The sequence below is a fragment of the Pseudomonas sp. 43NM1 genome (assembly GCF_002836905.1).
GTDB classification, from domain to species: Bacteria; Pseudomonadota; Gammaproteobacteria; order Pseudomonadales; family Pseudomonadaceae; genus Aquipseudomonas; species Aquipseudomonas prosekii.
Map to the genome: position 1 here is coordinate 25414 of NZ_MKGS01000145.1, position 25425 is coordinate 50838.

At 59.3% G+C, this 25425-nt stretch carries 23 protein-coding genes; 4 read left to right on the plus strand and 19 right to left on the minus strand.

The window, feature by feature from the left end; all coding sequences use genetic code 11:
• Window positions 1-4: 4 nt before the first annotated feature.
• From tssK to tssA, 16 genes are all read right to left on the minus strand, one after another.
• Window positions 5-1336: a type VI secretion system baseplate subunit TssK gene (gene tssK / locus BI292_RS15855; RefSeq protein WP_092276068.1), complete on the minus strand. Its 1332-nt coding sequence runs from the start codon at window positions 1334-1336 to the stop codon at window positions 5-7.
• Window positions 1337-1338: 2 nt separating this feature from the next.
• Window positions 1339-1839 carry a type VI secretion system lipoprotein TssJ gene (tssJ, locus tag BI292_RS15860; protein ID WP_092276065.1) on the minus strand — a complete coding sequence of 167 codons (501 nt, stop codon included), beginning with the start codon at window positions 1837-1839 and terminating at the stop codon, window positions 1339-1341.
• Window positions 1840-1844: 5 nt separating this feature from the next.
• Complete coding sequence (gene tagH, locus BI292_RS15865) at window positions 1845-3041, minus strand: type VI secretion system-associated FHA domain protein TagH (protein WP_092276063.1); 1197 nt, start codon at window positions 3039-3041, stop codon at window positions 1845-1847.
• A gap of 17 nt (window positions 3042-3058) precedes the next feature.
• Complete coding sequence (locus BI292_RS15870) at window positions 3059-3199, minus strand: type VI secretion protein (protein ID WP_092276060.1); 141 nt, start codon at window positions 3197-3199, stop codon at window positions 3059-3061.
• Window positions 3200-3511: 312 nt separating this feature from the next.
• Complete coding sequence (locus BI292_RS15875) at window positions 3512-5032, minus strand: sigma-54-dependent Fis family transcriptional regulator (protein WP_101208410.1); 1521 nt, start codon at window positions 5030-5032, stop codon at window positions 3512-3514.
• Between the two features lie 10 nt (window positions 5033-5042).
• Window positions 5043-7697 (minus strand): type VI secretion system ATPase TssH, encoded by a 2655-nt coding sequence (tssH, locus tag BI292_RS15880; protein WP_092276051.1) that lies wholly within the window; start codon window positions 7695-7697, stop codon window positions 5043-5045.
• Window positions 7698-7710: 13 nt separating this feature from the next.
• Complete coding sequence (tssG, locus tag BI292_RS15885) at window positions 7711-8718, minus strand: type VI secretion system baseplate subunit TssG (RefSeq protein ID WP_101208411.1); 1008 nt, start codon at window positions 8716-8718, stop codon at window positions 7711-7713.
• Window positions 8682-10469, minus strand: a complete 1788-nt coding sequence (gene tssF / locus BI292_RS15890) for a type VI secretion system baseplate subunit TssF (RefSeq protein ID WP_092276045.1) — start codon at window positions 10467-10469, stop codon at window positions 8682-8684. Before tssF ends, tssG begins: the two co-directional genes overlap by 37 nt.
• A 24-nt stretch (window positions 10470-10493) precedes the next feature.
• Window positions 10494-10904, minus strand: coding sequence for a hypothetical protein (locus BI292_RS15895; RefSeq protein ID WP_256592699.1), 411 nt, complete (start codon window positions 10902-10904; stop codon window positions 10494-10496).
• Window positions 10905-11001: 97 nt separating this feature from the next.
• On the minus strand, window positions 11002-11346 hold the full coding sequence (locus tag BI292_RS15900) for a hypothetical protein (protein WP_101208412.1): 345 nt from the start codon (window positions 11344-11346) through the stop codon (window positions 11002-11004).
• A complete protein-coding gene (locus BI292_RS15905; RefSeq protein WP_256592700.1) occupies window positions 11336-12160 on the minus strand; it encodes a hypothetical protein in 825 nt (274 codons plus the stop codon). The genes BI292_RS15900 and BI292_RS15905 overlap by 11 nt, the downstream gene beginning before the upstream one ends.
• A gap of 14 nt (window positions 12161-12174) precedes the next feature.
• Window positions 12175-12675 (minus strand): PAAR domain-containing protein, encoded by a 501-nt coding sequence (locus tag BI292_RS15910; RefSeq protein WP_101208414.1) that lies wholly within the window; start codon window positions 12673-12675, stop codon window positions 12175-12177.
• A gap of 10 nt (window positions 12676-12685) precedes the next feature.
• Window positions 12686-13093: a type VI secretion system baseplate subunit TssE gene (gene tssE, locus BI292_RS15915; protein WP_092276026.1), complete on the minus strand. Its 408-nt coding sequence runs from the start codon at window positions 13091-13093 to the stop codon at window positions 12686-12688.
• Between the two features lie 13 nt (window positions 13094-13106).
• Window positions 13107-14582, minus strand: a complete 1476-nt coding sequence (gene tssC, locus BI292_RS15920; protein WP_092276023.1) for a type VI secretion system contractile sheath large subunit — start codon at window positions 14580-14582, stop codon at window positions 13107-13109.
• Between the two features lie 28 nt (window positions 14583-14610).
• Window positions 14611-15114 (minus strand): type VI secretion system contractile sheath small subunit, encoded by a 504-nt coding sequence (tssB, locus tag BI292_RS15925; RefSeq protein ID WP_092276020.1) that lies wholly within the window; start codon window positions 15112-15114, stop codon window positions 14611-14613.
• 32 nt (window positions 15115-15146) lie between these two features.
• Window positions 15147-16703, minus strand: a complete 1557-nt coding sequence (tssA, locus tag BI292_RS15930; RefSeq protein ID WP_101208415.1) for a type VI secretion system protein TssA — start codon at window positions 16701-16703, stop codon at window positions 15147-15149.
• A gap of 711 nt (window positions 16704-17414) precedes the next feature.
• On the opposite strand from tssA, the gene BI292_RS15935 reads away from it, so the two are divergent.
• Genes BI292_RS15935 through BI292_RS15950 form a run of 4 tightly spaced genes read left to right on the plus strand, consistent with a single transcriptional unit; the run spans window position 17415 to window position 23303 of the window.
• Entirely contained in the window at window positions 17415-19433 is a 2019-nt protein-coding gene (locus BI292_RS15935; RefSeq protein WP_101208416.1) for a type VI secretion system tip protein VgrG, read from the plus strand.
• Entirely contained in the window at window positions 19430-20278 is an 849-nt protein-coding gene (locus tag BI292_RS15940) for a DUF4123 domain-containing protein (protein ID WP_101208417.1), read from the plus strand. Before BI292_RS15935 ends, BI292_RS15940 begins: the two co-directional genes overlap by 4 nt.
• Window positions 20275-21069, plus strand: a complete 795-nt coding sequence (locus tag BI292_RS15945) for a hypothetical protein (RefSeq protein ID WP_101208418.1) — start codon at window positions 20275-20277, stop codon at window positions 21067-21069. The genes BI292_RS15940 and BI292_RS15945 overlap by 4 nt, the downstream gene beginning before the upstream one ends.
• Window positions 21066-23303, plus strand: coding sequence for a lipase family protein (locus tag BI292_RS15950; RefSeq protein ID WP_371918733.1), 2238 nt, complete (start codon window positions 21066-21068; stop codon window positions 23301-23303). Before BI292_RS15945 ends, BI292_RS15950 begins: the two co-directional genes overlap by 4 nt.
• 91 nt (window positions 23304-23394) lie before the next feature.
• Here the strand turns inward: BI292_RS15950 and BI292_RS15955 are convergent, their stop codons facing one another.
• From BI292_RS15955 to BI292_RS15965, 3 genes are all read right to left on the minus strand, one after another.
• Entirely contained in the window at window positions 23395-23670 is a 276-nt protein-coding gene (locus BI292_RS15955; RefSeq protein ID WP_003213368.1) for an HU family DNA-binding protein, read from the minus strand.
• Window positions 23671-23862: 192 nt separating this feature from the next.
• Window positions 23863-25011: an NAD(P)/FAD-dependent oxidoreductase gene (locus BI292_RS15960; RefSeq protein WP_101208420.1), complete on the minus strand. Its 1149-nt coding sequence runs from the start codon at window positions 25009-25011 to the stop codon at window positions 23863-23865.
• 21 nt (window positions 25012-25032) lie between these two features.
• Window positions 25033-25200, minus strand: a complete 168-nt coding sequence (locus BI292_RS15965) for a rubredoxin (protein ID WP_003437744.1) — start codon at window positions 25198-25200, stop codon at window positions 25033-25035.
• Window positions 25201-25425: the final 225 nt, after the last annotated feature.

The following is a 25425-nucleotide window of genomic DNA, read 5'->3' on the forward strand; positions in this document are numbered from 1 at the left end:
TCGATCAGTTCCTGATGGCCCAGAATTTCAGTTCAAGCTCGGCAAATTCGCCCGACACGTGGAACGCGAAGCCGCCGGAGCGCTCCAGTTGTGCCAGGTCTTCGGAACTGAGTTCGAGAATGAAATAGGTTTTGTTGGAGTGGAACGCGATCTGCCGCGGGGCCACCGGCAACGGTTTGACCTTGATGCCCGGCAGATGCAGGTTGACCAGTTGGCGGATGCGTTCCACCGGGCCGACCTTGAGGTGCGCCGGCAAGCGGTGACGCAGTTCCTCGGAGTCGCAGTTGGCGCTCGCAGCGAGCACGAACGACGCCGAGCCGAGCAGTTTGTGGTCGTGCAACGGCGAAACGATGATGCCGTACTGACGCGCTTGCAGCACCAGTTCGATGGCGTGCTGTTCGAGCACCATCGACAGCACCTGACGAATCGCTTCCATCAGTTTGCGGAAGCTCGCGCCTTGGTCGCTGTGCTGGTAACGGCTGTCCAGACGCGGGCGTTTGCTGTCGCTGGAGAAGGTCGCCAGATCGCCGAGCATGGTCAGCAGCGTGCGGTACAACTCTTCCGGGTGAACCTGTTCCAGGCCAAGGTAATGGCGCAGCAGCAATTCGGTGCGGTTGATCAGTTGCAGCATCATGAAATCGCCGACTTCCGCGCCGCCGACCTTGCCGTTCGAGCGAATCCGGTCAGCAATGGTATCGCCACGGTGCCCGAGCATGCTGATGACTTCTTTCAGGCACGACAGCAGGTAGCTGGAGGAATGCGCCTGAATGTAGGTCGGCACGAAGTCCGGGTCGAGGCTGATCACGCCGTCGGGCGTGGTGTCGAGCACTTCACAGATTTTCAGTTTGACGTAGGCCTGATCGCTCTGTTGCTCGCCAAGCAGCAGTTTGAAGTCCGGGCGCCCGCAGCTGACCTGGCTCGAAGAGTCGTCACCCGCGTTGGAGTCAGCGACTTCGGCTTCATAAGCGGTGTAGCGCGCCAGCACGTCGGATTGCTCCAGACGACGGGCCTCAATGTGGTTGCCCGTGACCAGCGGCAATGCCAGATAGATCGGCGTGTTGCCGGTGTTCGGCGGCACGTCCAGCGCCAGCGGCTCGGTGTTGCCGCCGAGTTCGAACAGGCTGCCGTCCGGCAGAATCCCCGAGGCCTGGCTGATCACCAGTTTGCCCATGTTGAGGAACTGCAAGTCGATGTCCAGATTCAGGAAACCCCAGGTGTAGCTGCCCAGCAACTGCGTGCGGGTCTTCATCTGGTGGTCGTAATAACGATCGTTGTGCTGGAAGTGCTGCGGCCGTAGCAGCATGCCTTCCTGCCAAATGACTTTATGCGAATTCATGATCAGTCAACCGCCTTGGCGAGCGTTTCATTGGTGTTGCGGATGCCGGCCTGGTCGAGGGTCAAGTCTGCCTCGGTGAGTTCCACCGGGGTGACTTGCACGGTGTAGCGCCACTTGGTGTCGGTCAGATCGCGATACGCAGCGAGGATGCCGACGTAGCGGCTGCCCTCCTCCACGCTGAGCTTGAGCTCGACGGTTTCGCCCGGGCGCAATTCCAGCTCTTCGGTGGCGACCATGTCCGGTGCCAGCGATTCCTTGGCGCGTTCGTAGAGGCTGAAAAAGTCAGCGTTTTCGAAGGCCACCGGGTGCTTGAGTTCGAACAGGCGCACGACAATCGGCGACGGCCGACCGTTGAGGTCCGGGTTCAACTGATCGCTGGCGGTCAGCTTCAGGTTGACCTTGGTCACGGTCGAATACGGCGACAGCGACGAGCAGCCGGCCAGCAGCACCAGGGCCGCGAATGCCGTCAGCGTCTTGAAAAAAGCGGTCGAGCAGCGAGACATGCGGATCATCCTTGGTGGTCGGTGTGAAGGGTGGAAATCAGGCGAATCTGTTCTTCGTAAGCCTGGGCGAAGTCGCGCGCCAACAGGCGTTCGCTCCAGTCATCGTCCTGGCGCAGGGCCTGGTGATAACGCCCGTAGGCTCTCCAGCGGCTGCCGGAAGTGGCCATCAGCGGCTTGTTGTCGCGCTCGAAACGCAAGGTCAGTTGCTCCGGCGAGAAGTGCTCCAGCGTGCCGCGAACGGCGGCGCGGCTGGCGGTCAGCAATGCCACTTGGTGCGCTTGCAGGTCGCGGAACGAGCGCGAGATCGCTTGCTCGGCCGGCAACTGGCCCGGCTTGTTCGGCTGCAACAGAATGCCCAGCGCTTCACCGGCATCGACGGCAAATTTCAGCGGATTCTTGTTGTTGCCCTGGACGATGGTCTGTGCCAGACGCAGTTCGTTTTTCAGCTCGCTGCGGGTGCGCAGGCTCTGCTGCAAACCGCCGACGCTTTGCTTGAGCAGGCGTGCGGCGTTCAGTGCCAGGGCTTCGCGGGCGTCGTGATCGAGGCCTTTGAGGTCGACGCCAAGCGCTGCGCCGAAGTGCTCCCAGAAACCTTCGCTCTGACGCTCGACCGGTTTCGGCGCAGGTGCCGGAACAGGTTCGGCCGGGGCTTCGATCAGCTCCGGAACCATCAGGCTTTCCATGTCGATGCGCGCATAGTCGGCGCGTTGTCGGGTGTCTTCGGGCGCCGCGCGTGGCGAGATCAGCTCGTCGATTTCGGAATAAACGCGCTCTTGCTGGTCGAGCGCGTTCAGCGGGTCGAGGTCGAGAAAGGCGTCGTCCGGAATGATGCTGCCCGCCGCTTGCGGGCGGCCGACTTCGACGTCGAACATCGCCGGGTCGCGCACCAGGCGCGCGCGTATCTCAAAGTCGCCCAGCACGTAAACGCTGCCGTGCTCGATCTGCATCGCTTCGCCCTTGCGCAGGCGCGCGCCGCTGCCGCTGTCCTGGATACCGTTGCTGCTGGTATCGGTCAGGTAAAACGTGCCCTCGCGGTAGCTGATCAGCGCGTGGTGGTTGGACAGGTGACGCTTGCGATCCGGAATGATCCAGTCGCAATCGTCGCCCCGGCCAATCACCCCGCCAGCCTGCTTGAAGGTCTTCTGGCACAAATCCGTGGGCACGAACTGCTTGGTGTTCAGCATTTCGAAAACCAGTTCCATGATGATGCTCCTTGCGGTCACTTGCCGCGATTGACCGCCTGCGGATCACCCAATGGGCGATAGGTGTTGTCGTTGAATTTGTAATTGCCGCTACAGCCGCCGAGGCCGCATAGAACGACGAGGGTCAACAGGACGGCTTGCCAGTGACGAACAGGCATCAGAGGGTCTCCAGAGGTAGACAAAGTACAAAGCGCCGACCCGTTTGGGCGGCGCTGTTAGAAGCGAATAAGGTGGGTTTCAAGGCTCTGGTCAGGGACTTTGAGCCGGACGCCTGTGGCGAGGGGGCTTGTCGGAATGCCGCACCACCCCGTTGGGTCGCGACGCGGCCCCAAAACTGGCTGCCGAGCGTCCTCAGGCAAACCGCGTTGACCGGATTGCGACTGCTGCGCAGCCGAGCGGGGGCAAGCCCCCTCGCCACAGAGAGCCTGCTCACCACAGGAATCGCGTTCACCTGAAGAATTTGTTTTTGCTTAACCATCGAAATCACCCAAATTGATGTTCAGGCGACCGAGGCGGTACAGCAGCGTGCGGCGTGGCAGGCCGAGTTCGCGGGCGGCGAGGGTCTGGTTGCCGTCGTTTTTGCGCAGGCAATCGAGCAGCAGACTGCGTTCGACCTGCTCCAGACGTTCGCGCAAATTCAGGCCGCTGTTGTCTTCGGGCATGGCTTCCATGCGCAGCGAAAAGTGCTCGGCGAGCAACTCCCCGCCCTCGCACAACAGCACCGCGCGCTCGACCAGACCTTTGAGTTCGCGCACGTTGCCGGGGAAGGCGTAACCGGACAGATGATCCAGCGCCGCATCGGACCAGCGCACCGCGTCGCGTTGCAGGAACGAGCAGGCCTTGTCGGCGAAATGCCGGGCCAGATCGAGGATGTCGCCCTCGCGCTGACGCAATGCCGGCAACTCGATCGGGAATTGCGCGAGACGGTAATACAAGTCCTCGCGGAACTTGCCTTCGCTGACCAGCACCGACAAATCCCGGTGCGTCGCGGCGATGATGCGCACGTCGATCTTGTGCGTGTCGTTGGAGCCTAGCGGCCGAATCTCGCCTTCCTGCAAAACCCGCAACAGCTTGGCTTGCAGCGACAACGGCATGTCGCCGATTTCGTCGAGCAACAAGGTCCCGCCATTGGCCGCATCGAACAGCCCGGCGCGGTCGCGGTCGGCGCCGGTGAAGGCGCCTTTGCGGTAGCCGAACAGTTCGCTCTCCAGCAGGTTTTCCGGGAACGCCGCGCAGTTCTGCACGATGAACGCTTGCGAGCGACGCGGCCCGCAATCGTGAATCGCCCGCGCGACGACTTCCTTGCCGGTGCCGGTTTCGCCGCGCAGCAGCACCGTGTACGGGCTGTGCAGGACTTTGCTGATCAGCGAATAGGTCTGGCGCATCGCCGCACTTTTGCCGATCAAGCCGTAACCGCTGATGCTCGGCACGCTGCGGGTGACCGGCGTCGCGGCACTGGCGGGTTGCCGCAAACGTTGCAGCAATCGCAATTGGCCGAGCACGAACGAACCGAGTTGCCCGAGCGAATCGGCAAAACCCTGCAAGTCGATGTGCCGGCGGCTGGCGCACAGCAGCAAGCCTTCAACGGCCTTCTGCTGATTGACCAGCGGCACACACAGCAGCGATTGCCACGGCGTCGCCTGACTCGGCAAAAACGTGGTTTCGTGCAGGCTGCCGCTCAATTCGCTGAGGCACACCACGCGGTTCTGGCACAGCGCGAATTGCAGCAGTTGTTCACCGTTGTAATCCGCCGGCAGGCTCGCCGATTCGCGCGGTTGCAGCACGCCGTCGAGGCACTCGGCGTTCATTCCAAGGCACGTGTGCGTGGCGTCCAGCAAGTACAACTGGGTCAGCTCGCAACCGCTGAGTTCGGCCAAACCGCGCACGAAGTCACCCAGCAGCGCAGCACCGTCCGCCGCGCGCGACAGGCTGGCGAACTGCGCCAGCAAGGCCTCGGCGTAGACCAGCGGTTGCGGCACTTGAGTGAACATCACACCCACCTCAGGCGAACTCGCAAATCACGCTGGCGTTGCCGTCGAGCGTCGCGTGCACGCGCTTGAGGCTTTCGCCGGTGGCCATCGCATCGAGCAAGCGATCGGCCACCAGCGGCAGCACGTGCAAGTCGAGCAAATGGTCGATCAGACGCGCGCCGCTGTCGCTTTGGGTGCAACGCTCGGCGAGGTGATCGACGAGGTTCTGGCACCAGCTGAATGCCAGTTGACGGCGGTTCAGGCGCTCGCCCAGGCGACCGAGTTTGATCTCGATCAGCTCGCGCAGTACCGGGCCACCGACCGGGAAATACGGGATCACGCGCATCCGCGCCAGCAGCGCCGGTTTGAAGTGTTTGCTGAGCACCGGGCGAATGGTTTCTTCGAGCACTTCGGCGCTTGGCCGCTCGCCGTTTTCGCAGAGCTCGCTGATCAGGTCGCTGCCCAGGTTCGAGGTCATCAGGATCAACGTGTTGCGGAAGTCGATCTCGCGACCTTCGCCGTCGTTGGCCACGCCTTTGTCGAAGATCTGGTAGAACAGGTTGAGCACGTCCGGGTCGGCTTTTTCGACTTCATCGAGCAACACCACCGAGTACGGTTTCTGCCGCACGGCTTCGGTGAGCATGCCGCCCTCGCCGTAACCGACGTAGCCCGGCGGCGCACCGATCAGGCGCGAGACGGTGTGTTTCTCCTGGAATTCGGACATGTTGATGGTGGTGATGAAACGATCACCGCCGTACAGCAAATCGGCGAGGGCCAGCGCGGTTTCGGTTTTGCCGACGCCGCTCGGGCCGACCAGCAGGAACACGCCGACCGGCGCATCAGGCTTGTTCAGGCCGGCAGCGGTGGCACGCATCGAGCGGTCCAGCGCGTGCACGGCTTGTTCCTGACCACGAATGCGCACGCGCAAATCGGTGGCGAAACTGGCGACTTTGGCGTTGTGCTCGCGGGCCAATTGCGCCAACGGCACGCCGGTCCAGGCGCTGATCACTTCGGCGACCAGACGCGGGCACACTTCGAAGCTGACCAGACGGTCCTTGAGCTGCAAGTCGGTCAGGGTTTTGTGCGTTTGGTTGAGCGCGGCTTCCAGCGACGCGACGCTTTGCGCTTCGTCGACCGGCACTTCGAGGGTTTCGATGACCGTGCCTTCGGCGTCTTCTTCAACCGTGACAGTCGGCTCGACGGCCGCGGCTTCACGCGCCTTGGCCAGTTGCTGGCGCAGGTCGAGCAGGCGCTCGGCGAGTTCTTTCTGTTCGGTCCACAGCGCTTGCAGCGCAACACTTTCGTCTTCGGCGGCGGCCAGGCGATCTTCCAGAATGTCGAGCGCTTCGTGATCGATCAGCAAACCGGCTTCAGCATCACGGCGCAGGGCCTGACGCTGACGACCACCTTCAGCCAGTTCGCCGCGCAGGCGTTCGAGGCTTTCCGGGGCAGCGGCGAGGCTGATGCGCACGCGCGCGCAAGCAGTGTCGAGGACATCGACGGCTTTGTCCGGCAGTTGCCGACCGGCGAGGTAGCGCGCGGACAGTTCGGCGGCGGCGACCACTGCGTCATCACGCAGGTAGATGCCGTGGCTCTTTTCGTAGACCTGGGCCAAGCCGCGAAGGATCGTCACCGCTTCGCTGACGGTCGGTTCGTGCAACTGCACCGGTTGGAAACGCCGGGCCAGCGCCGGGTCTTTTTCGAAGTATTTCTTGTACTCCGCCCAAGTAGTGGCGGCGATGGTGCGCAACTCGCCACGCGCCAGGGCGGGCTTGAGCAGGTTGGCCGCGTCGGAACCGCCAGCATTGCCGCCCGCGCCGATCAGCGTGTGCGCTTCGTCGATGAAGATGATGATCGGTTTCGGCGAGGCTTTGACTTCGTCGATCACACCTTTGAGGCGACGTTCGAATTCACCTTTGACGCTGGCGCCAGCCTGCAACAGGCCCATGTCCAGCGACAGCAACTCGACGCCTTTCAACACCTGCGGCACTTCACCGGCGGCGATGCGCGAGGCCAAACCTTCGACGATCGCGGTTTTACCGACGCCGGCTTCACCGACCACGATCGGGTTGTTTTTGCGGCGACGGGCGAGGATGTCGATCATCTGGCGGATCGCGCCATCGCGGCACAGCACCGGGTCGAGTTTGCCGTCGCGGGCCTGCTGGGTCAGGTTGTGAGTGAAGCGCTCAAGCAACGATTCGCCCGGTACCGCCGGTTTGCCGTTGGCCGGTTGTTCTTTCTGCGACAGCGCAAATTCTTTCAGGCGCTCGATGTTCAGTTTCGCCAGCAATGCCTGGTAGCGGCTGCCGGCGTAACGCATCGGGTTGCGCAGCAGTGCGAGGATCAGCGCGGCTTGTTCGACCTGGGTCTGGCCCAGTTCAAGGTTGGCCACCAGCAAGGCGTCTTGCAGCCATTGCACCAGTTCCGGGGCGAACACCGGGTTGCGCGAGGCGCTGTGCTCGACCCGCGATTGCAGGGCGGCGCTGAGTTCGCCGGCGTCGACTTCGGCATCTTGCAACGCGCGTGCGAGCAAGCCTTGCGGGCGCTCCAGCAGGCCCAGCAGCAAGTCTTCGACGAGGATTTTGCTGCCGCCACGGGCGACGCAGCGTTCGGCCGAGCTTTCCAGGTCACGACGGGTTTCGGCGTCCAGCGCCTGAATCAGTTGTTGCAGGTCTACGTTGCTCATTGGTCATCCGTCCTTAATGAATTTTGCTGCCCAGGGTCACCACGCCGTCCGCTTTTTCGCGGCCGAGCCAACTGGTCCACCCCAGGCGACAGGCGTTCTGCTCACCAATGCGCAGTTCGCGGATTTCTTCCTGGCGCAAGACCAGGCGAATGTCGTAATCGAGCGGGTCACGCAGGGTGAACCGCACCAGCGCGCACAGCGGCTGGTAGCCGAAACCGATCGGCAGGAATTCGTGAAACCGCAGCCAGTCGAGCTCGCGGATGTGGATGCGGAATTTGCCGCTGCGATCGCGCACGTGCTCGCCCAGCACCAGGTCTTCGCCAAGCATGCTGTTGGCACGTCCCAAACGATTGCGCTGCTCGTCGAGAATTTCCACGCGACGCTCGATGCACTGCTCGATGGTCAGTTCGGCGTGCTTGAAGTAGTAACGCAGCACCGCTTCGATCAGCGCTGCCGAGTGCGCGCGCAAGCTGAGCAGGCCGAGGTACGGCAGCAGGCGTTTCCAGTTGAGTTCCTTGGCTTTGCGGATCTCTTCGCCGCCCAGGCCGATCAGCGCAAACAGCTGCGCGGAGAACGGGTCGAGTGCGCCGCTTTCGAAACTGGCGCGGTAGCGATACTTGCGCCAGATCGGCAGCATCAGCCGTTGCAGGCGATGGTGGAACAGGTCGAGAAAGTGTCGTGTCGGGTTGCCGTCCTCGCTGTCGCCCAGGGCTTGCTCGCCGTAGAACGCCGGCAGCGGCGAGCCGGAACCGACCAGGCCGATCAGGTTGAAACGCATGCGCGCGCGCAGTTGCCCGTGCTCGGTGAAAAACTCCACGCGATCGACGTCACTGCCGGGGAAACCAAGGCTCGGATTGGCCTGGAATTCCAGCTGATCGTACAGATCGTCCTGGCTCATGTGCGGGTGCGCGTCACGCAACCGATCGACCACCAGCAGCACGGCCTGAAACAGCGAGTACTCGCGTATTCCTCGGGTCAGCCCGCTTAAAGCAGCGGCTGAAGGCCCATACGTGGTGTCCATTGGTACACCTCTCCCTGTGTGCTTTTTACGCGCAGCTCATGGTACGAATTGAGACTGGCGTAAAGCGCGAAAAACTCGTTGAGAACCGAAGCGAAAACGAACAGGTCGCCCTCGCCGATATACCCTTCCGGGTCGATGGTCAGCTCGGTGCGCAATCCGCGTACCGGCAACCCTCGGTGCAATCTGTCGACGTGTTGATGCTTGATCGACTTGAGCCCGCCCAGCAGGCGCTTGCTGACTTTTTCAGCGTGTTGGTCGTAATAACGCGGCAGGTCGTAGGTTTCGAGAATCACCTTCAACGCGTTGACGTCGGCCAGCGACAAATAGTTAAGCGACATGTTGCTGATCAGCTTCCACAGGAAGTCGCGGTTCAGCGGCGGCGCGTAACTCGGCGTGGCCGGGGTGATGTTGCGGAAACTGAGGAACTCCGGCGTCTCTTCGCACGCCTGGCTGATGTCGCCGAGCTTGAGCTTGCGCGGCAGGTTCTGGTTGGTGCACATCAGCTCGATCGACAGGGTTTCGTGCGCTTCGGTGTGGCGGATGCCGAAGCTCAGGTAGGTGTCGAGGCCGTCATGCAGCGACGACGAACGCTGGCGGATGCTGTAATGCGGACGGCTGTTGGGCACGTCGAAACTCGGGTCGTGCTCGAACGATTCGAACGGCACGTATTCCTGATAACCGAGGCCGCCAGGCTTCCATCCCGTGACGGTTTCCACGGAGAACACGCCGCAGTTTTCCAGGTCGTATTCGGCCGGCAGCAACAGGTATTCGTCCTGCTTGCCATCGAGGCGAATCGGCAGCGCATCGTGCTTGAACAGGTTGACGATCGGCGTGCAATAGAGCTTCACGTTGTCCAGCGTCGGACGCAGGCGCTGGATGCCGCTCTTGCGAATATCGAAGCGCAATTCGAGCCCGCGCACTTGCTTGAGCGTGTCTTCCGGCAAGGCGTTGAGCAGGTCCAGACCGTTGACATCGACGAACAGGAATTTGTCCTGGAAGGCGAAATATTCTTGCAGGTAGCGGTAGCCGCGGAAGGTGTTGAGCGGGTACGGAATCAGCGCTTCTTCTTCGGCAAAACCTACCGGTTGCACGCGGTCGCCGGGCATTTTGAACGCCATCGGTACACCGTTGACGCCATTGATCGGCTTGCCGGCGCCGTCCAGCGGGATCAGCTCGATGCCTTGCAGATTGCGCAGCAGGCTCAAGTACAACATCTGGCTGATGTAGCGCTCGCCGGCGAAGTGCAGGCGCAAGCGGCTCAGGTCGAGCTCGCCGAGGTGGCCGTCGGCGCTCATCTGCAGGCGCAGGCTCAACAGCGAACCATCGCCCTTCACCGAGTAATTCAGCGCGGCCAGATCCAGCGGCAAGACTTCGGTCGGGTAGCACGTGCGAAAGCGGCAACGCACGTCATCGATCGGCACGCTTTCGACCGGCGTATCGCGCTCGACCATCAACGCAGGACCCGAACGTTTCAGCGGATCGAACTGCAAAATGCTGAACGCCGGCAGCGGCCGCATGTAGTTGGGCCACAGCAGGTGCATCAGCGAATGGCTGAGTTCCGGCAGCTCGTCATCGAGCTTCTGGCGCAGGCGCCCGGTCAGGAAAGCGAAGCCCTCAAGCAACCGCTCCACGTCTGGATCCCGCCCGGCCTGGCCAAGGAAAGGCGCCAATGCCGGGCTACGCTCGGCGAATCGACGACCTAACTGGCGAAGTGCGGTGAGTTCGCTTTGGTAGTAGTGGTTAAAGGACACGGGTTACCTGCCTGGTATTGAATCTCATGAAAAAACTGTCCTGTAGAACGCGACCGTCAGACCGGAAATGACGTAGCCGGCGACCAGCAGGTAGGGCAAAAACACCACCCACATCACCATCATTCCAAGCCCGGCGAGGTGCCCAAAAAGCAAAAAGCCCAGCCCGCCAATCACCCATGGCGCCGCGTAAAAAGGGATGAACATCAGCGGCGCGCACCAGATTTTCTTCACGATCTGTTGTTCAGATATTCCGCTCAATGCTCGCGTTGCCCATAGAGCAAAGGTGATATAGGCAGGGATGCCAAATGAGAGGACGTAAATCAATAGAAATTGGTGAAAATCCAGATCCGCTCCATCGCCGCTACCGTGTTCTACCAACATCAGAATCAGAAGCGCCGCAAGTGGAAACCAAAGTGCCACTCTGAAAAAAAGCATATGAGAGCTACACACTGTTAGTTACTTCCCGCGAATTTTTTGGACACGGAGTAAGGCACGCCCAAACCAGCGGATATTAGCCAAACCGGAAAACCGATCACTTATCGCCGCCCGGTTTCGCCGTACACCATGTTTTAAAATTTAGGCGGTCAAAGCCCTGACAATCATTAGACTTTGAAATAAATATATATGGCGGCGCCGCCTCATAGGAAAAATAATAATAGTTATCGCCATCCTGACCATAGATCCAATAAGACGAAGATCCTTGATTTATCTCATACGGCTCGAAAGAAAAAATTGAAGATTCCGCAGGAATGAAATTAACGCGATCCATTGCCAACATCAGCGCATTGGAAAAAAAGTTAGTCCACATGACGATCCCCAAGACTAAAACACCGGATACCAACACGAAAGTGGTAAATCCCGAGATTTTACTTTTCATAGAAATACAACCATGCAGTGCCTGCCTTTGCATTTTCTAACAACGTCATTGCATCACTTGAATACCTTTCGGCGAGCGGACCTGAACCGTTGTAAGACGCAATGACTTTCTTCAGCAGCTCCGGTGTCAATGACCCTGAATGACAGCGGGACCCTGTGGCTCGGTCTATGAGTTCACGCAGGTGACCCGCGGCATAATAAAGGTCTGCTTTCCAGTCATCGCCAGGGATTCGAGTGTCTTGGTTCCAACCAAAAATCCGGTACTGAACATCTTCGGGCAATGGCTTTTTACAGTAATAATTTTCGGTGTATTTAACGGAGTTCTGCAAGGTAGCTCGACTCATATTGGCAAAACCGCTGGAGCCACCGGCCAACTTATCAGGAACGGCGTCAAAAGCGATATTATCGACAATCGCCAGCAGAGTCGTTAATGATCGCTCGCCGAACTGCATTGTCTGAAGAAACTTGCTGCCTTTAGGTCCATTTTCCTGCTGCAAAATGACCGCCAGCAGAATATGAGGAATCCCATAATATTCGGCGGCCTGTTTTATCCACACACGTATTTCAGTGTCAGAAAAACTTGCTTTTAGAAACTCTTTGGTTTTGGGCACATACCACATTATTTGTAGAGGAGAAGGCAGCTCTCCGGAGTAACTCGGAACACTATCGCATCCGCGTAGTGTAGTTACTTCTTTTCCATTACAACGACACACTTTTAATTCTACGGGCGTAACTTCTGAAGTCTTAGTGCTTGAAGCAGCGCCAGCGGGCACGTATTCCTGTCCATCTTTTGTAATTTTTTCAGGCTCTGCCATGAACGACTACTCCCTTAGCTCTCAATAAATACTTCGATTTTTTCGGAGCTCGTATGCGCAGCTACCCGATGAGTCAAACCCAACTCATTGGTAATTCCGCTTTCGAGCGACCCGTCCTGACGTCGAATTAGATATTTGGTATCAGCCAACGGAGTGCCTAAACCATTCTTCAGTTGAAACTGCGCATCGAAGCCCGGGATCACCAACGGAATTGGCGCCACAAACGGCACCGCCGAATGCGAATTCCCGATAATCACCGTCCCGGACCCGGCCGTGACCTTGTTGCCATGAGTCCCAACTGAATCCACCGTCGCAGCCGGTTTGCCGTTAATCAAAACCGTCGTCGCCAACCCGCCCGACATCGCACCACCACACGCCGAGGCATCGCCTTGGCGGGCGGCCGCGAGGCCGTCGAAGAAGACGTCGCCGGAACCGGCGGCGATCGGGTTGGTGCCGTGACCGGGGAGCGGGCAAGCGGTGGGGTCGGTGACGCGTGCTGCGGGTTTACCAGCCATCGGGGTCTCCTTAGTTGACCTTCACTTGACCGCTGCCATCCAGGCGCGCGGCGAAACTGACCTGACGCTTGAAACCATCAACTTCCAGCAGGCCTTCGATGCTGAAGGACAGGCGCAGTTGATCGTGGTCACGCGGCAGGGAAATGACACGCACATTGCTCAGGCGTGGCTCGTAGGCTTCGATGAAATTCTCGATCGCCAGACGGGCCTGACTCAGGGAGTCGTGCAGGCTCAGACGCATGTCATTGAGATCGGGCAACCCGTAATCGGACAGCGTTTGCACGCTGCCCGCACGGGTGCTGAGCATCTTGGCCAGATGGGCAGCCACGGACGCCATCGCGGAGACCTCGCGGCTCCAGCCGACGCGTTTTTGCGCGTCGCCACCCAGGCGTTCGAACAGGCTGCCGTATCCAGTCATGAGTTAGCTCCGTTTACTCTTTGTCCAGCTTGCCAACCAGCGACAGGGTGAAATCTGCACCCATGTACTTGAAGTGCGGGCGCACGTTCAGGCTGACGCGGTACCAGCCAGGCTCGCCTTCGACATCGCTGACGATGATCTGGGCAGCGCGCAGTGGACGACGGCCACGGACTTCGGCGCTTGGGTTTTCCTGGTCGGCCACGTACTGGCGGATCCACTTGTTGAGTTCCAGCTCGAGGTCGGTACGTTCTTTCCACGAACCGAGTTGCTCGCGCTGCAGCACTTTCAAGTAGTGAGCCAGGCGGTTGACGATCATCATGTACGGCAGTTGGGTGCCGAGCTTGTAGTTCAGTTCTGCAGCCTTGCCTTCTGCGCTGATGCCGAAGTTTTTCGGCTTCTGCACCGAGCTTGCGGAGAAGAACGCCGCGTTGTCGGAGCCTTTGCGCATGGTCAGGGAAATGAAGCCTTCCTCGGCCAGTTCGTATTCACGACGGTCGCTGACCAGGACTTCCGTAGGAATCTTGGTTTCGATTTCGCCCATGCTTTCGAAATGGTGCAACGGCAGGTCTTCAACCGCGCCACCGCTCTGCGGGCCGATGATGTTCGGGCACCAGCGGAACTTGGCGAAACTGTCGGTCAGCTTGGTGCCGAACGCGTAGGCAGTGTTGCCCCACAGGTAGTGTTCGTGGCTGTTGGCGACGGTTTCTTTGTAGACGAACGATTTGACCGGGTTTTCTTCCGGATCGTACGGGTTGCGCAGCAGGAAACGCGGCACGGTCAGGCCAACGTAACGGGAGTCTTCCGACTCGCGGAAGCTCTGCCATTTGGCGAATTGCGGGCCTTCGAAGTGATCTTTCAGATCCTTCAGGTCCGGCAGACCGGTGAAGCTTTCCAGGCCGAAGAACTTCGGACCGGCCGCCGCGATGAACGGCGCGTGGGACATGCAGGCTACGCTGGACACGTACTGCATCAGTTTCACGTCCGGCGAGCTTGGGGACATGTAGTAGTTAGCGATGATCGCGCCGACTGGCTGACCACCGAACTGACCGTATTCAGCGGTGTAGATGTGCTTGTACAGGCCAGCCTGCATCACTTCCGGCGAATCTTCGAAATCGTCCAGCAGGTCTTCTTTCGAGACGTTGAGGATTTCGATCTTGATGTTTTCGCGGAAGTTGGTGCGGTCGACCAGCAACTGCAGGCCACGCCACGACGATTCCAGCGACTGGAAATCCGGGTGGTGCAGGATTTCGTCCATCTGGCGGCTGAGCTTGGCATCGATCTCGGCGATCATGCGGTCGACCATGGCCTTCTTGACCGGCTCGCCGTTGTTCTGCGGCTTGAGCAGCTCTTCGATGAACGCCGACACGCCGCGCTTGGCGATGTCGTAGGCTTCGTCGTCCGGCGTCAGGCGGGTTTCGGCGATGATGCTGTCGAGAATGCTGTATTCGCCATTCTCTTTGCTCTTTTGCTGTGCTGCGCTAGTGCTCATTGTGTTGGCTTCCTTGGCTGATAGGGAATCAGGCGTCCTGGGCTGCGGCGTTCAGACCCAGCTCACCCAGTACGCGACCGCGGGATTCGTCGTCGGCGAGAACGCCTTCGATAGCTTTGCGGAACGCAGGCGCATTACCCAGCGGGCCTTTGAGGGCTACCAGCGCATCGCGCAGTTCCATCAGTTTTTTCAGCTCAGGCACTTGCTCGACCAGGCTGGCCGGGTTGAAGTCCTTCATCGAGTTGACGCGCAATTGAACGCCCAGCTCTTCAGTGCTGCCTTCTTCCTGAAGACGGTTCGGCACGCTCAACGACAAGCTCAGCTCTTGCTTGGCGAGCACTTCGTCGAAGGTCGTTTTGTCGATGCTGATCGGCTTGCGATCTTCGACTTTGCGCTCGTCCTTGCGGTGGGTGTAGTCACCGATTGCCAGCAGTTTCAGCGGCAGTTCGATCTCTTCATTAGCACCGCCAGTCGCGGGTTTGAAGGTGACGTTGATGCGTTCCTTGGGGGCTACCGAGCCTTCTTTGGCCATGGCTTTTCTCCTTGCGGTTGTGGCCCTGGGGCCTATTCGAGTACCACTTCGAGATCGAGGTGGCACAGCCTGCGATAAATCTCTTCCTTGCGTTCACGTAAGGCATGGTTCTGCGGCAGCAACTCGCAGCAGCTATGCAGCAAATGCAGCACTTCCAGCGCAAGATCGGGCTCCCAGGCACTCAGGCCTGAGTCCTGTAATGTTTGGTCGAGGGTTTCGAGTTGGGTCTTGGCCAGTTCGTATTTCTTGGCCATGAAGCACAGCCGCGCGAGGGCGAACTGCCAGAAGAACCGCACGCGCCCGCCGTGAGCGCTTTGCAGTCCTTGCTTGAGGATTTGCACGGCAGCCTTGAGGCCGTCCTTGCGCAAGATCGGCAAGACTTCTTCGAGCGCCACTTCCCAGGCCGGCTGGCTGTCGGCGACTTCGACTTTGCGCGGCGCACTGTTGGTTTGCAGGTGCGGCTGCACGTGTGCGCTGACCCAGGCGCGCGTGGCCGGGTCGGCGAACGGCGCGCCGTCATGGAAGCGCAATTCGATGATGCCGGGCAGTCGCTGAATCAAAAGCGCGAAGTGGATTTCCACTTCGCGCATCGCCATCTCGGCGTTCAACCCCTGAAGGCATTCCCAGACCATTCGCTGGCCATCGAACCAGAACGGCGCCTTCGCAAGGCTGGCCTCCAGTTCCACCAACAGGTCTGCGTACTTGGCTTGATCGAAACGATCCTGATAGGCCTTGAGCTTGTCCGCCGGCAAGCCGCGCAACATGGTGATCTGCTCGGCATTGCGTTCGGGCACCGCGTCGATGGGCAACCACAGCAGCGTGCGATTAAGGCGCAAGGCGCGCAGGTCGGTGGCCTTCTGCTTGAGCCACCAGGCACACAGCGGACGGGCATTTTCCTGCTGCGCGCGCAGGGCTTTATGCGCTTCTTTTTCGTTGTCGATCGGCGCGCCGGGCGTAAACAGCTGCGTCGCGGCCTGCTTGACCTGGGCCACGGCGGCCCCGACCACGCCGGGTTCCGGCTGGTTGTCAGCGGCGCGTTGCACCATGTTTTTCAGGCGGCGGGAGATCGGCAGCAGCAGCGGCGCGTCATCGCCCAAGTGCTCGGTGCACGCAGCGTCGAGGCCTTCGAGGTGTTCCACCATCCGGCGGAACATCGGCAACTGCTCTTTGATCGCAACGTTTTCGGTCAGTACCTGCTCAAGACGCGGCACCAACCAACTGATGGCCGCGGAGCGGGTGCGAGCCTTGCTCGGATGAACTTCGGCCCAGTGGTTTTCCGACAGATGGTGCAGCAAACCGAGGCCGGCGAGCAGTCCCTGGAAGGATTCGCGCTGGTACAACGCCCAGGTCAGCCAGGCGCCGACACGCAAATCCTTGGACTGGGTGCGCAGCAGGTTTTCACTGTTTTCGCGGATTTTCAGCCAGTCGATCTGCCCGGCTTCATGCATCGATTGGGCCTTGGCCAGCTCGCTTTCCAACGCCTCATATTCGCTTGAAAAGCGAACGTCCTCGCCCGCGAAATTCTCTTTGGAAACAGAGGCTTTAGCGAGTTCAAGGTAATGGGCGGAAAGTTTGCTTGAGTAGGACATCCATGGCCTTTAGTTAGGATTACGGTCACACGCCAATTGGATTCAACGGCGGCGGACAGTATCAAAGAGCTGCGAGGTCCTCATCCAATTGAGTTCGCGCTCTTTCAAGTGGGCGCATCGTAATCACAATGATGGCCACTAGCAAGCATCCGATTAAACAACAAGACGAACAGTTCTCTGATTCTTGTAGGAGATAACCCTACATGTGTAAGGGAATCCCTCTGATGGCAATCTAATGCCCTGTTTAGGGGGCTTCAGCACTCTTTTGGCAGCTTCAGAGCAATCACTCCAAATACTCGAAACCCTTGTCCGCTTGGTTCTCCCGGCGGAAACGGATAATGACAAAAATCAACGAAGATAAATGTAGGATCCGTCCTAAAAGTTACCGCAATCCGACTTCAATTTTATGAAAGACCGCCAGCAAACAAAAAAGTGCCACTAAAACAGTGGCATCTTTCGTTTCGTCATTAAGCAATTGTGCCTTAAGCGATTCGACCTCTCAGATCTCGATCAAACTGCAGCCTGTTATTGGCCAGCATCCCTTCTGTTAAACCGCCGAATTGAATCCCGGAACACTCTGACCGATGTCTAGGACCCCTCCTACATTTTCTTGTTTGTCGAGTTGATAGCGTGGCATGAAACTCTCGTGATCGCAGACCAAGGACGGTTTGAGCATCGCGCGCTATCTCCAGCCTGCTTAAGGACAAGCGTATGTCTCGACCGGCCAATACGGCGCATTTCACCCTCCATATCCCCACGGTCCACAACGATTTCAAGGTGTTGGCATTCGATGGCACGGAAGCCGTCAGCAGTTTGTACGGCATTCACGTCGAACTGGTCAGCGATAACCACGATTTCGACTTGGAGAGCTTGCTCAGTCAGCCTGCATTTTTGCAGTTCGGCCTCGAAGGCGAAGGCATCCACGGTCGCATCGAAGAAGTGGTGATGGGGGAAACGGGCAAACGCCTGACGCGTTATCACCTGACGCTGGTGCCCGGGCTGCATTATTTGCAATTCAGCCACCACCAGCGGATTTTCCAGAATCTGACGGTGCCGCAAATCATTGCCCAAGTGTTCGAGAGGCACGGCATTCAAACCGATGCGTTTGCCTTGCATGTCAGTGCCGCTCCCCCGCGCGAATACTGCACGCAGTACGCAGAAAGTGATTTCGAGTTGATTCAGCGCCTGTGTGCCGAGGACGGTATCGCCTGGCATCACCAGCATTCGCTCGAGGGCCATCTGCTGGTGTTCACCGATGATCAGACGTACTTCCGCAAATTGGGCGCAACCCCCTATCAGCAAGATTGCGGCATGGTCCCGGAGCATCCGGTGGTCAGCGGTTTTTCCATGCGCTTCAGCACGCGCACCAGCACCGTGACGCGCCGCGACTACGACATGCAACGGCCCAGCCTGTTACTGCAGAGCAGCTTCACTGCCGAGTTCAGCCCAGAGCTTGAGGATTATCGCTACCCGCTGAAGCTCGACAATGAAAAACGCGGCAAGCAGCTGGCTCGACAAGCCTTGGAGCGGCATCGTTTCGACTACCAAATCGCCGAGGGCCGGAGCGACCAGCCGTGCCTGCGCAGCGGTCACTTTTTCAACCTGACCGGGCACCCGCGCAAAACCTGCAATGACCTGTGGCTGTTATTAAGCGTCACGCACACTGGCCGCCAGCCCCAGGCACTCGAAGAGGCGCTGACCGGCGACGTGAAACCTGAGGACGGCTTCACGCAAGGCTATCGCAACAGCTTCCGCGCGATTCCGTGGGACATGTTTTACCGGCCACCGATGTGCAGCCGAAAAACCTTGCTGGTGACCCAGACTGCGCGCGTCACCGGACCTGCCGGCGAAGAGATTTACTGCGATGAATTCGGCCGCGTCAAAGTCGAATTTCACTGGGACCGCGCCGAGCTCGACAGCGAGCGCAGCAGTTGCTGGCTGCGCGTCGCGTCCAATTGGGCCGGGGAAGGTTTCGGCTCGGTGACGATTCCGCGCGTCGGCATGGAAGTCGTGGTCACTTACCTCGAAGGCGATCCCGACCAGCCGCTGATTACCGGTTGTGTGGCCAACAAAGTCACGTCCGTGCCATACACATTGCCCGAGCATAAAAGCAAAACCGTGCTGCGCAGCAATAGCTCGCCGCATACCGGCGGCTACAACGAGCTGTCGATTGAAGACCGCGCCGGGCTAGAGCAAATCTACCTGCGCGCTGAACGCGATCTCGAACAACTGATCCTCCACGACAGCAACACCCGGATTGGCCACGACCGTCGGCAACAGGTCAGTCGCAATAGCCTCAGCCTGATCGAAGGCGACGAGGTGCATACCACCCGCGGCGTGCGCGAAACCGTGGTCGGCGGCAATGAGTTGCTGAGCATCACCGGCAACAGCAGCACCTCGGCGGGTGGCACGCTGGTGATTCAGGCGGGGGCGCAGGCCAGCCTCAATGCCGCCAATATCGTGATCGATGCAGGCGCGAGCCTGACGTTGATGGCCGGTGGTCATCACTTGCTGATTACCGCCGGCGGGATTTTCAGCAGCGTCGCCATCGTGCAGGGCGGATCGCCCGCGGCGGGCCTGCTGCCGTCCGCTGCGATGGCGGGCGCCGCGCAACCCGTCATCGGCACCGTGCGCTCCATCGTGGCCGCCGCCCGCCAGCATGCTGCGGATTTTTGCCCGCTCTGCGAAGCCTGCCTCGATGGGCAATGCAGCATGGGAGCGACCGCATGATCCTTCCCGAACAGTGGTTGCGCGCACATTCCGATCAGGGTCATTGCCTCTATCTGATGCTGGATTGCGATGGCCAACTCGATGCGCGCGACGCCTTGCTCAAAGGCCTGACAGCCGATCAATACCGTAGCGTCTACATCGGCACAGCGGCCAGTTCGCAGGCAGCCGACGGGCCGTACATTTTTCGACTCGACAGGGCTGATCATCCGATTCTCAAAACGCTGCTCGAAACGCCTGAACTGCATTGGGGTTGGCTGGCGGCCAGCACGGACGATGACATCGCGGCTATAAGCCGGCATTGGAGCGCCCGTTTGATCAGTGGTGAGCGACCGAATCAGGCGCTCTATCGCTTTCACGATAACCGCGTGCTCGGACGCGCCCTGGCGCATTTGCAATCCGAGCAATATCCAACATATCTCGGCCCGCTGGACAGCGTGTGCTACTGGCACGATGACCAGTGGATGATCACCAACAACCCCGATCCCGGCGCGCAGCCGCTGCCGGCCGAGCCACCGTGGCTGGCCATTCCCACTCCGGCGGCGACTTACGCCAGCGTGCAATTCGATAACGTTCACCGCTATCTGATGGCCGAGCACACGGACGCTTTTGCCAGGCTCGCCCAGCACCAGGACGTCAATGCATGGCTGCGCAACCTGCTTGACCTCGCTCATGCCTGGGGCTGGCGCGAACCTGAACACCTGCACTTCTTGCTGATGCAAACGTTGCAGTCGCCGGATTTTTCCGTTCCCACGTCCTGGAGCCCTCAGCCTGAGGAAACTCCGACCACTCACTTCGAGCGCCTGTATCAGGAAGCGCGTTACTGGCAGGGAGATGCCGCCTCATGAAAGACATGATTCAACACATGGTCGCCGGCGGTTGTCTGGCCGTCATCGCAGGCTGCTCGGCTATCGAGAAAACCGACAGCTTCACCCTCACCGCCGACCTGCCGCCCAACTTTGCGTACGTTGCCACGGTTTATTACAAACCGGCTGTCGGGCAGACGTGCACTGTGCCGGCAAAGGAAAACAAGGCTGACGTCTTCAACCGCGAGTGGCGTACCGAGTACCAACCCAATTCGCAGATCAGGCTCTACCAGACAGTCAATGGCTGTCTGCTCGCGTTGAGCAGCATAAGGGTGGACATCAATGCGGCCTACGGAAAGGACCGGGGGGATGTAGGGGGGGATTTCGGCGCCATTCTCGTGGGTCAGCAGCCTAATGAGCGATACAGAGGAACCTTCAATGCGTCGGGCGAGAGTGAGTTTTTTGGAGAGTGTCAGTGGTTGTTTCGCACGGCCGGTGGATTGCGGCGCATTGTGAAACTTCTCGACTGTCGCAATACCGATGCGCAAGGCATTCCGTTTGGTCCGAAGCCCCTTGTGACACTTTCCTTGGAAGAACTGGCGGAAAAAACAGTTCGGTTAAAAATCAAGTTAGCTGAAGAAGAGGAACCCGCCTGGGGAGATCAATGGGTCAAGGTGCCCGGCGGGTGGAAACGCTGTATGGGCGACAACTTTGAAGACCCATACGCCTTTTGCCGCGGCAACTATAAGGACTTCAGCTCCTTCCACATGCCGGATGGCCGCAGCTGCACCATTTATCCCGGCTGCACAGAAAGCACGGAGGTGAAGCCGTGAAGCCAAACTCGATACCAGAGCACGATAAACCGTTCATGGGTGGCGACATCCATGCGTGTCCAAAGCGTGGTCATTCAACCAGTTTTCAATTGGTGGATGAATTCGGGGACGGCAAACCCTACGCTGGGCTGGCCTATGAAGTCGTCGATTACGAAGATACTGTTCACACCGGCAGACTCGATTCCACCGGTTCCGGCAAGGTAGATAACCACTATCGAGGTGCGCTGATCCTCAAGATCAACCGAGAATATAAAGGGGGTGAGCAAACCTATTCGCTCTTGCAAGAGAGGCACCACTACCCCCTGCCCATCACCGAACTTCAAGTGCGCGCCGAGAAAACCCGATTCTTCGATAAAAGCGGCGCACGCACGCAAAACAGTCATGCAAAAGAACCCACCGATTTCTACTGCCAAGTGGAAGTCAGCGAGCTGGTTGAACAGGTGGCGCATTTGCCGCCCATATCCAAGCGTAACTTCGAGCCCGCCAACCACGTACTGTTGATGATGCGACAGCAATCGACGTGTGCGAGGGGCGAGTCGGGCACTGACATGAAGACGGCCAGACGTTTCGGCGTCGGACTCCTGCCCAACCGACACCATGTGCTCGAAGTACGCCCACTGCGGTCGTTACGTCCTGTGCTCTCTACGGCCAACGAATTTTGCGCACTGAACCTTTATCAACTGGCGTTGATGTCGACGTTGAGCTACACACCGTTCGGTCAGGATCCTGACGAGCAGCCGGTAACGTCAATGAAGGTCGCTTTTCCTACAAAACCCACCAGCGGCAACTGGTTCGGCGACGCACTGGCAACCGGAGAGGAAATTTGGCAGGTGGACGCGGGACAAAACACTGAAACGCCGTTTTATCCGCTGTATGAAGACGTTCCGTACTCCAAACGTCTGGAAATTATTCCGTTCAATCCTGAGTATTACCCGCAAGTAAATGACCCAGGACTAGAGGCTCGGCAGGAAAATCCCGCCAATGTTCACTTTCTCGACGACAGCAAGAAAAAAGGAGGAACCGATACCCAAGCCTTCATCACTCATCACGACGAGCTGTTTTTGATCGCCATACGCGGCACCAACGATCATCCATGGGACCTGCTGCGTGATATCGACGCGCATCAAGTGCCATTTATCGAAGGCGTTGGGCAAGCTCACCGAGGTTTTTACCAAGCCGCCAAAGTGGCCTATGACTTCACCACCAAATACCTCGATAAATTCCATTCCAACCAAAAACTCATCATCACCGGCCACAGCCTCGGCGGTGCCATCGCGTTGCTTCTAGCCGAGATGCTCCGCCGCCGACCAGGCTTCTCTTACGACATCCTCCTCTACACCTACGGCGCCCCCCGCGCCGCGGACCAAACCTTCGTCGATGGCGCCAGCACCCTCACCCACCACCGCATGGTCAACCACAACGACCCGATCCCCAGCGTGCCCGGCACGCAAATGGATACCAAACCGGCAGTGATGGGCGCCGGCCTCGCGGTCGGCTTCGCCAACGCGCCACTCGGCGTTTCGGTGTTCTTCGCGGGGGTAAGCAATTTGAGCGGTGAGTCGTTCGCCCACCACGGCGAACTGCATCACTTCATGCCCGTGAGGTTCGAGAATGGCGATCAAGCTTCAATCCTCTGGCAGCCGGGCTGCGAGAGCATTAACCAACGCGCTTGTAATGAATTGCTTCAGCAGAAAAACGGTTTACCGAAACATCGGGCTTTTGAACCGAGCGTTTACATACTCAATCACCTGATGGTCGGCGGTTATATCCCCAACAGTTGGGCGACGCTGCGCCGCTGGCAGGAATCGCACGAATACAAACGGCCGATCGTCACCAGCCGCGAGTTCAAATGGGTCAGCGACGCCATTCAGAGCATGATCAACCAGTTGGAAAAATCCTCCCGCGAGACGCGTCCGGATGCTTATCGGCGTGCCCATCAAGGTGCAATCGACGCCATCATTGCGGAAAAGGGCAACCTGCAGGTCACCCGGGATCGCCTGGCGACGCTGCGCAAGGTGGTCAGCAGCGCCGATGTTTACGGGCATCTGGCAACAAACCCGCAGTTACTTGCCGATACCTTGAATCGCTGGAAGGCAAATCTGGCGAACACCGCCGCCGAACAACTGGCAAGCACACCGCCAGCCGTTGAGGACAACGAACAGGTCATTGCCGCCCTGACCGGGGGGCACGCAGTCGGTACGCCGTTTCATCTGGATATCGACTCGATCATGTGAACCCGCTGCGCATAAAAAATGGGCCTGCGACTTAGTCGTCAGGCCCATCTTTCAATACGGTTCTCCCGGTGATTCAGGGAGCTCGCCGCACTTATGGATTTACGCTGTCTTTCAACGATTTGCCGGGCTTGAACGCGACGGTGTTGCTGGCCTTGATTTTGACTGGCTCACCGGTTTGCGGGTTTTTGCCGGTGCGGGCGCCGCGGTGGCGTTGCAGGAAAGTACCGAAGCCTACCAGCGTGACGCTGTCCTTGCGGTGCAGAGCGCCGGTGATTTCTTCGAGAACGGCGTTGAGAACGCGGTTCGCTTGTTCTTTGGTGAGGTCTGCTTTTTCCGCGATTGCAGCGGCGAGTTCTGGTTTACGCATTAGTGAAGCCCCTTTGACGGTTTTTTGTTGTTATGTCCGTGCTGTTCTCGTTGGAACAGCGCCCAAGGCGCCGCAGGTGCTCTACTCTGCGGCAGACGGGAGTGAGGATGGCACGCAGCGAAGAGGCGCGCCAGTCTCGGCGCGACCTTTGTAGGGGCAAAAGCGGGGTGATTCCGACAGAACGACCGGTATTTACGCCAGCAGGGCCGGAAGCTCTTTGTTCAACGCGAGTTTTTCCGTCACCGCCGCGCCTGTCAGGGCGTATCCGAGCAGTTTGCCCGAGGCATCGCGGCACAACGCCTTGATGTCAGCGCCCTGCCCTTCGACCGTCCAGACGCCTTCGGTGCCACGCGGTGGCGGCGAAACCACCAACGGGCAAACCGGGGTTTTTACGGTGATCGGCATGGCGCCATAGCTGACGGCGGTCGGGTTTCCGGCCAACGTCTGGGCCAGCGCTCTCGCACAGCTCATGAGGGGCATCACGTACAACAAATTCAGCCCATCGACCTCGGCGCAATCGCCCAAGGCGTAGATATTGGCGTGGGACGTCTTCAAATGCCGATCGACCATCACGCCGCGATTGACCTGAACGCCCGCAGCAGCCGCCAGATCAATGCGCGGGCGCAGACCGATCGCCGAGACCACCACATCGCAGGCAATCACTTGGCCGTCGGACAGATGCGCTTCGAGGCCATCGGCCGAACGCTGCAGCCGATTGAGCACCGGCCCGAGATGGAAACGTGCGCCGAGGCTTTCCAGGCCCGCCTGCACCGCAGCGGCTGCCGCCGGGTGCAGCAACGTCGGCATCACCTGTTCGCATGGCGCGACCAGCTGCACTTCGTAACCACCGAGAATCAGGTCGTTGGCGAACTCGCAGCCAATCAGGCCGGCGCCCAACACCAGCACCCGACGCTTGCCGACGGCCGCCGCGCGAAAACGTGCGTAATCTTCCAGATCGTTGATGGGGAACACCGCGTCCGCGCCATCACCTTCAATCGGCACACGCACGGTTTCCGCGCCCCAGGCAAGGATCAGGTCCCGGTAGATCACCGATTCCTCGCCGATCCACAGGCGTTTGTGGCCGGGGTCGATGCCGCTGATGCGCGTGTGGGTGCGCACTTCGGCTTTCAACTGTTCAGCCATGGCGCCCGGTTCGGACATGCTCAGACCGTCGGCGTCCTTGTTTTTGCCGAACCCGGTGGAGAGCATCGGCTTGGAGTAGGAACGCCCGTCATCGGCAGTAATCAGCAGCAGCGGGGTTTCGCCATCGAGTTTGCGAAACTCCCGGGCCAGGTTGTAGCCAGCCAGGCCGGTACCGATGATCACGACAGGTGCGTTCATTCCCAACTCCATTTTTTTTTCTTAGTTGATTTCGATCATTTCGAAATCCATCTTGCCTACGCCGCAGTCCGGGCACAGCCAGTCTTCCGGCACGTCTTGCCACAGAGTACCCGGCGCAATGCCGTCATCCGGCCAGCCGTCGGCTTCGTTATAGATCAGGCCGCAGACAATACATTGCCACTTTTTCATTCAGTCATTTCCTCAGGATTCAGGCTATTGCTGGCGCGAACGGTCGATGGGTGCAGCGTTGCCGTCCGGCTCAGGGCGTTTTGTACTGATCGGACCCGACAGATGCAAGCGCGTTCGATGCAACAGCCGGCCGGCTCAATCAAAATCGCCGGCCGACATGGTAAGCTCGCCGCCTCATTTGCTGCCAATAATGACTCACTGTGCCGCACTCAAAATCCCCCTGCC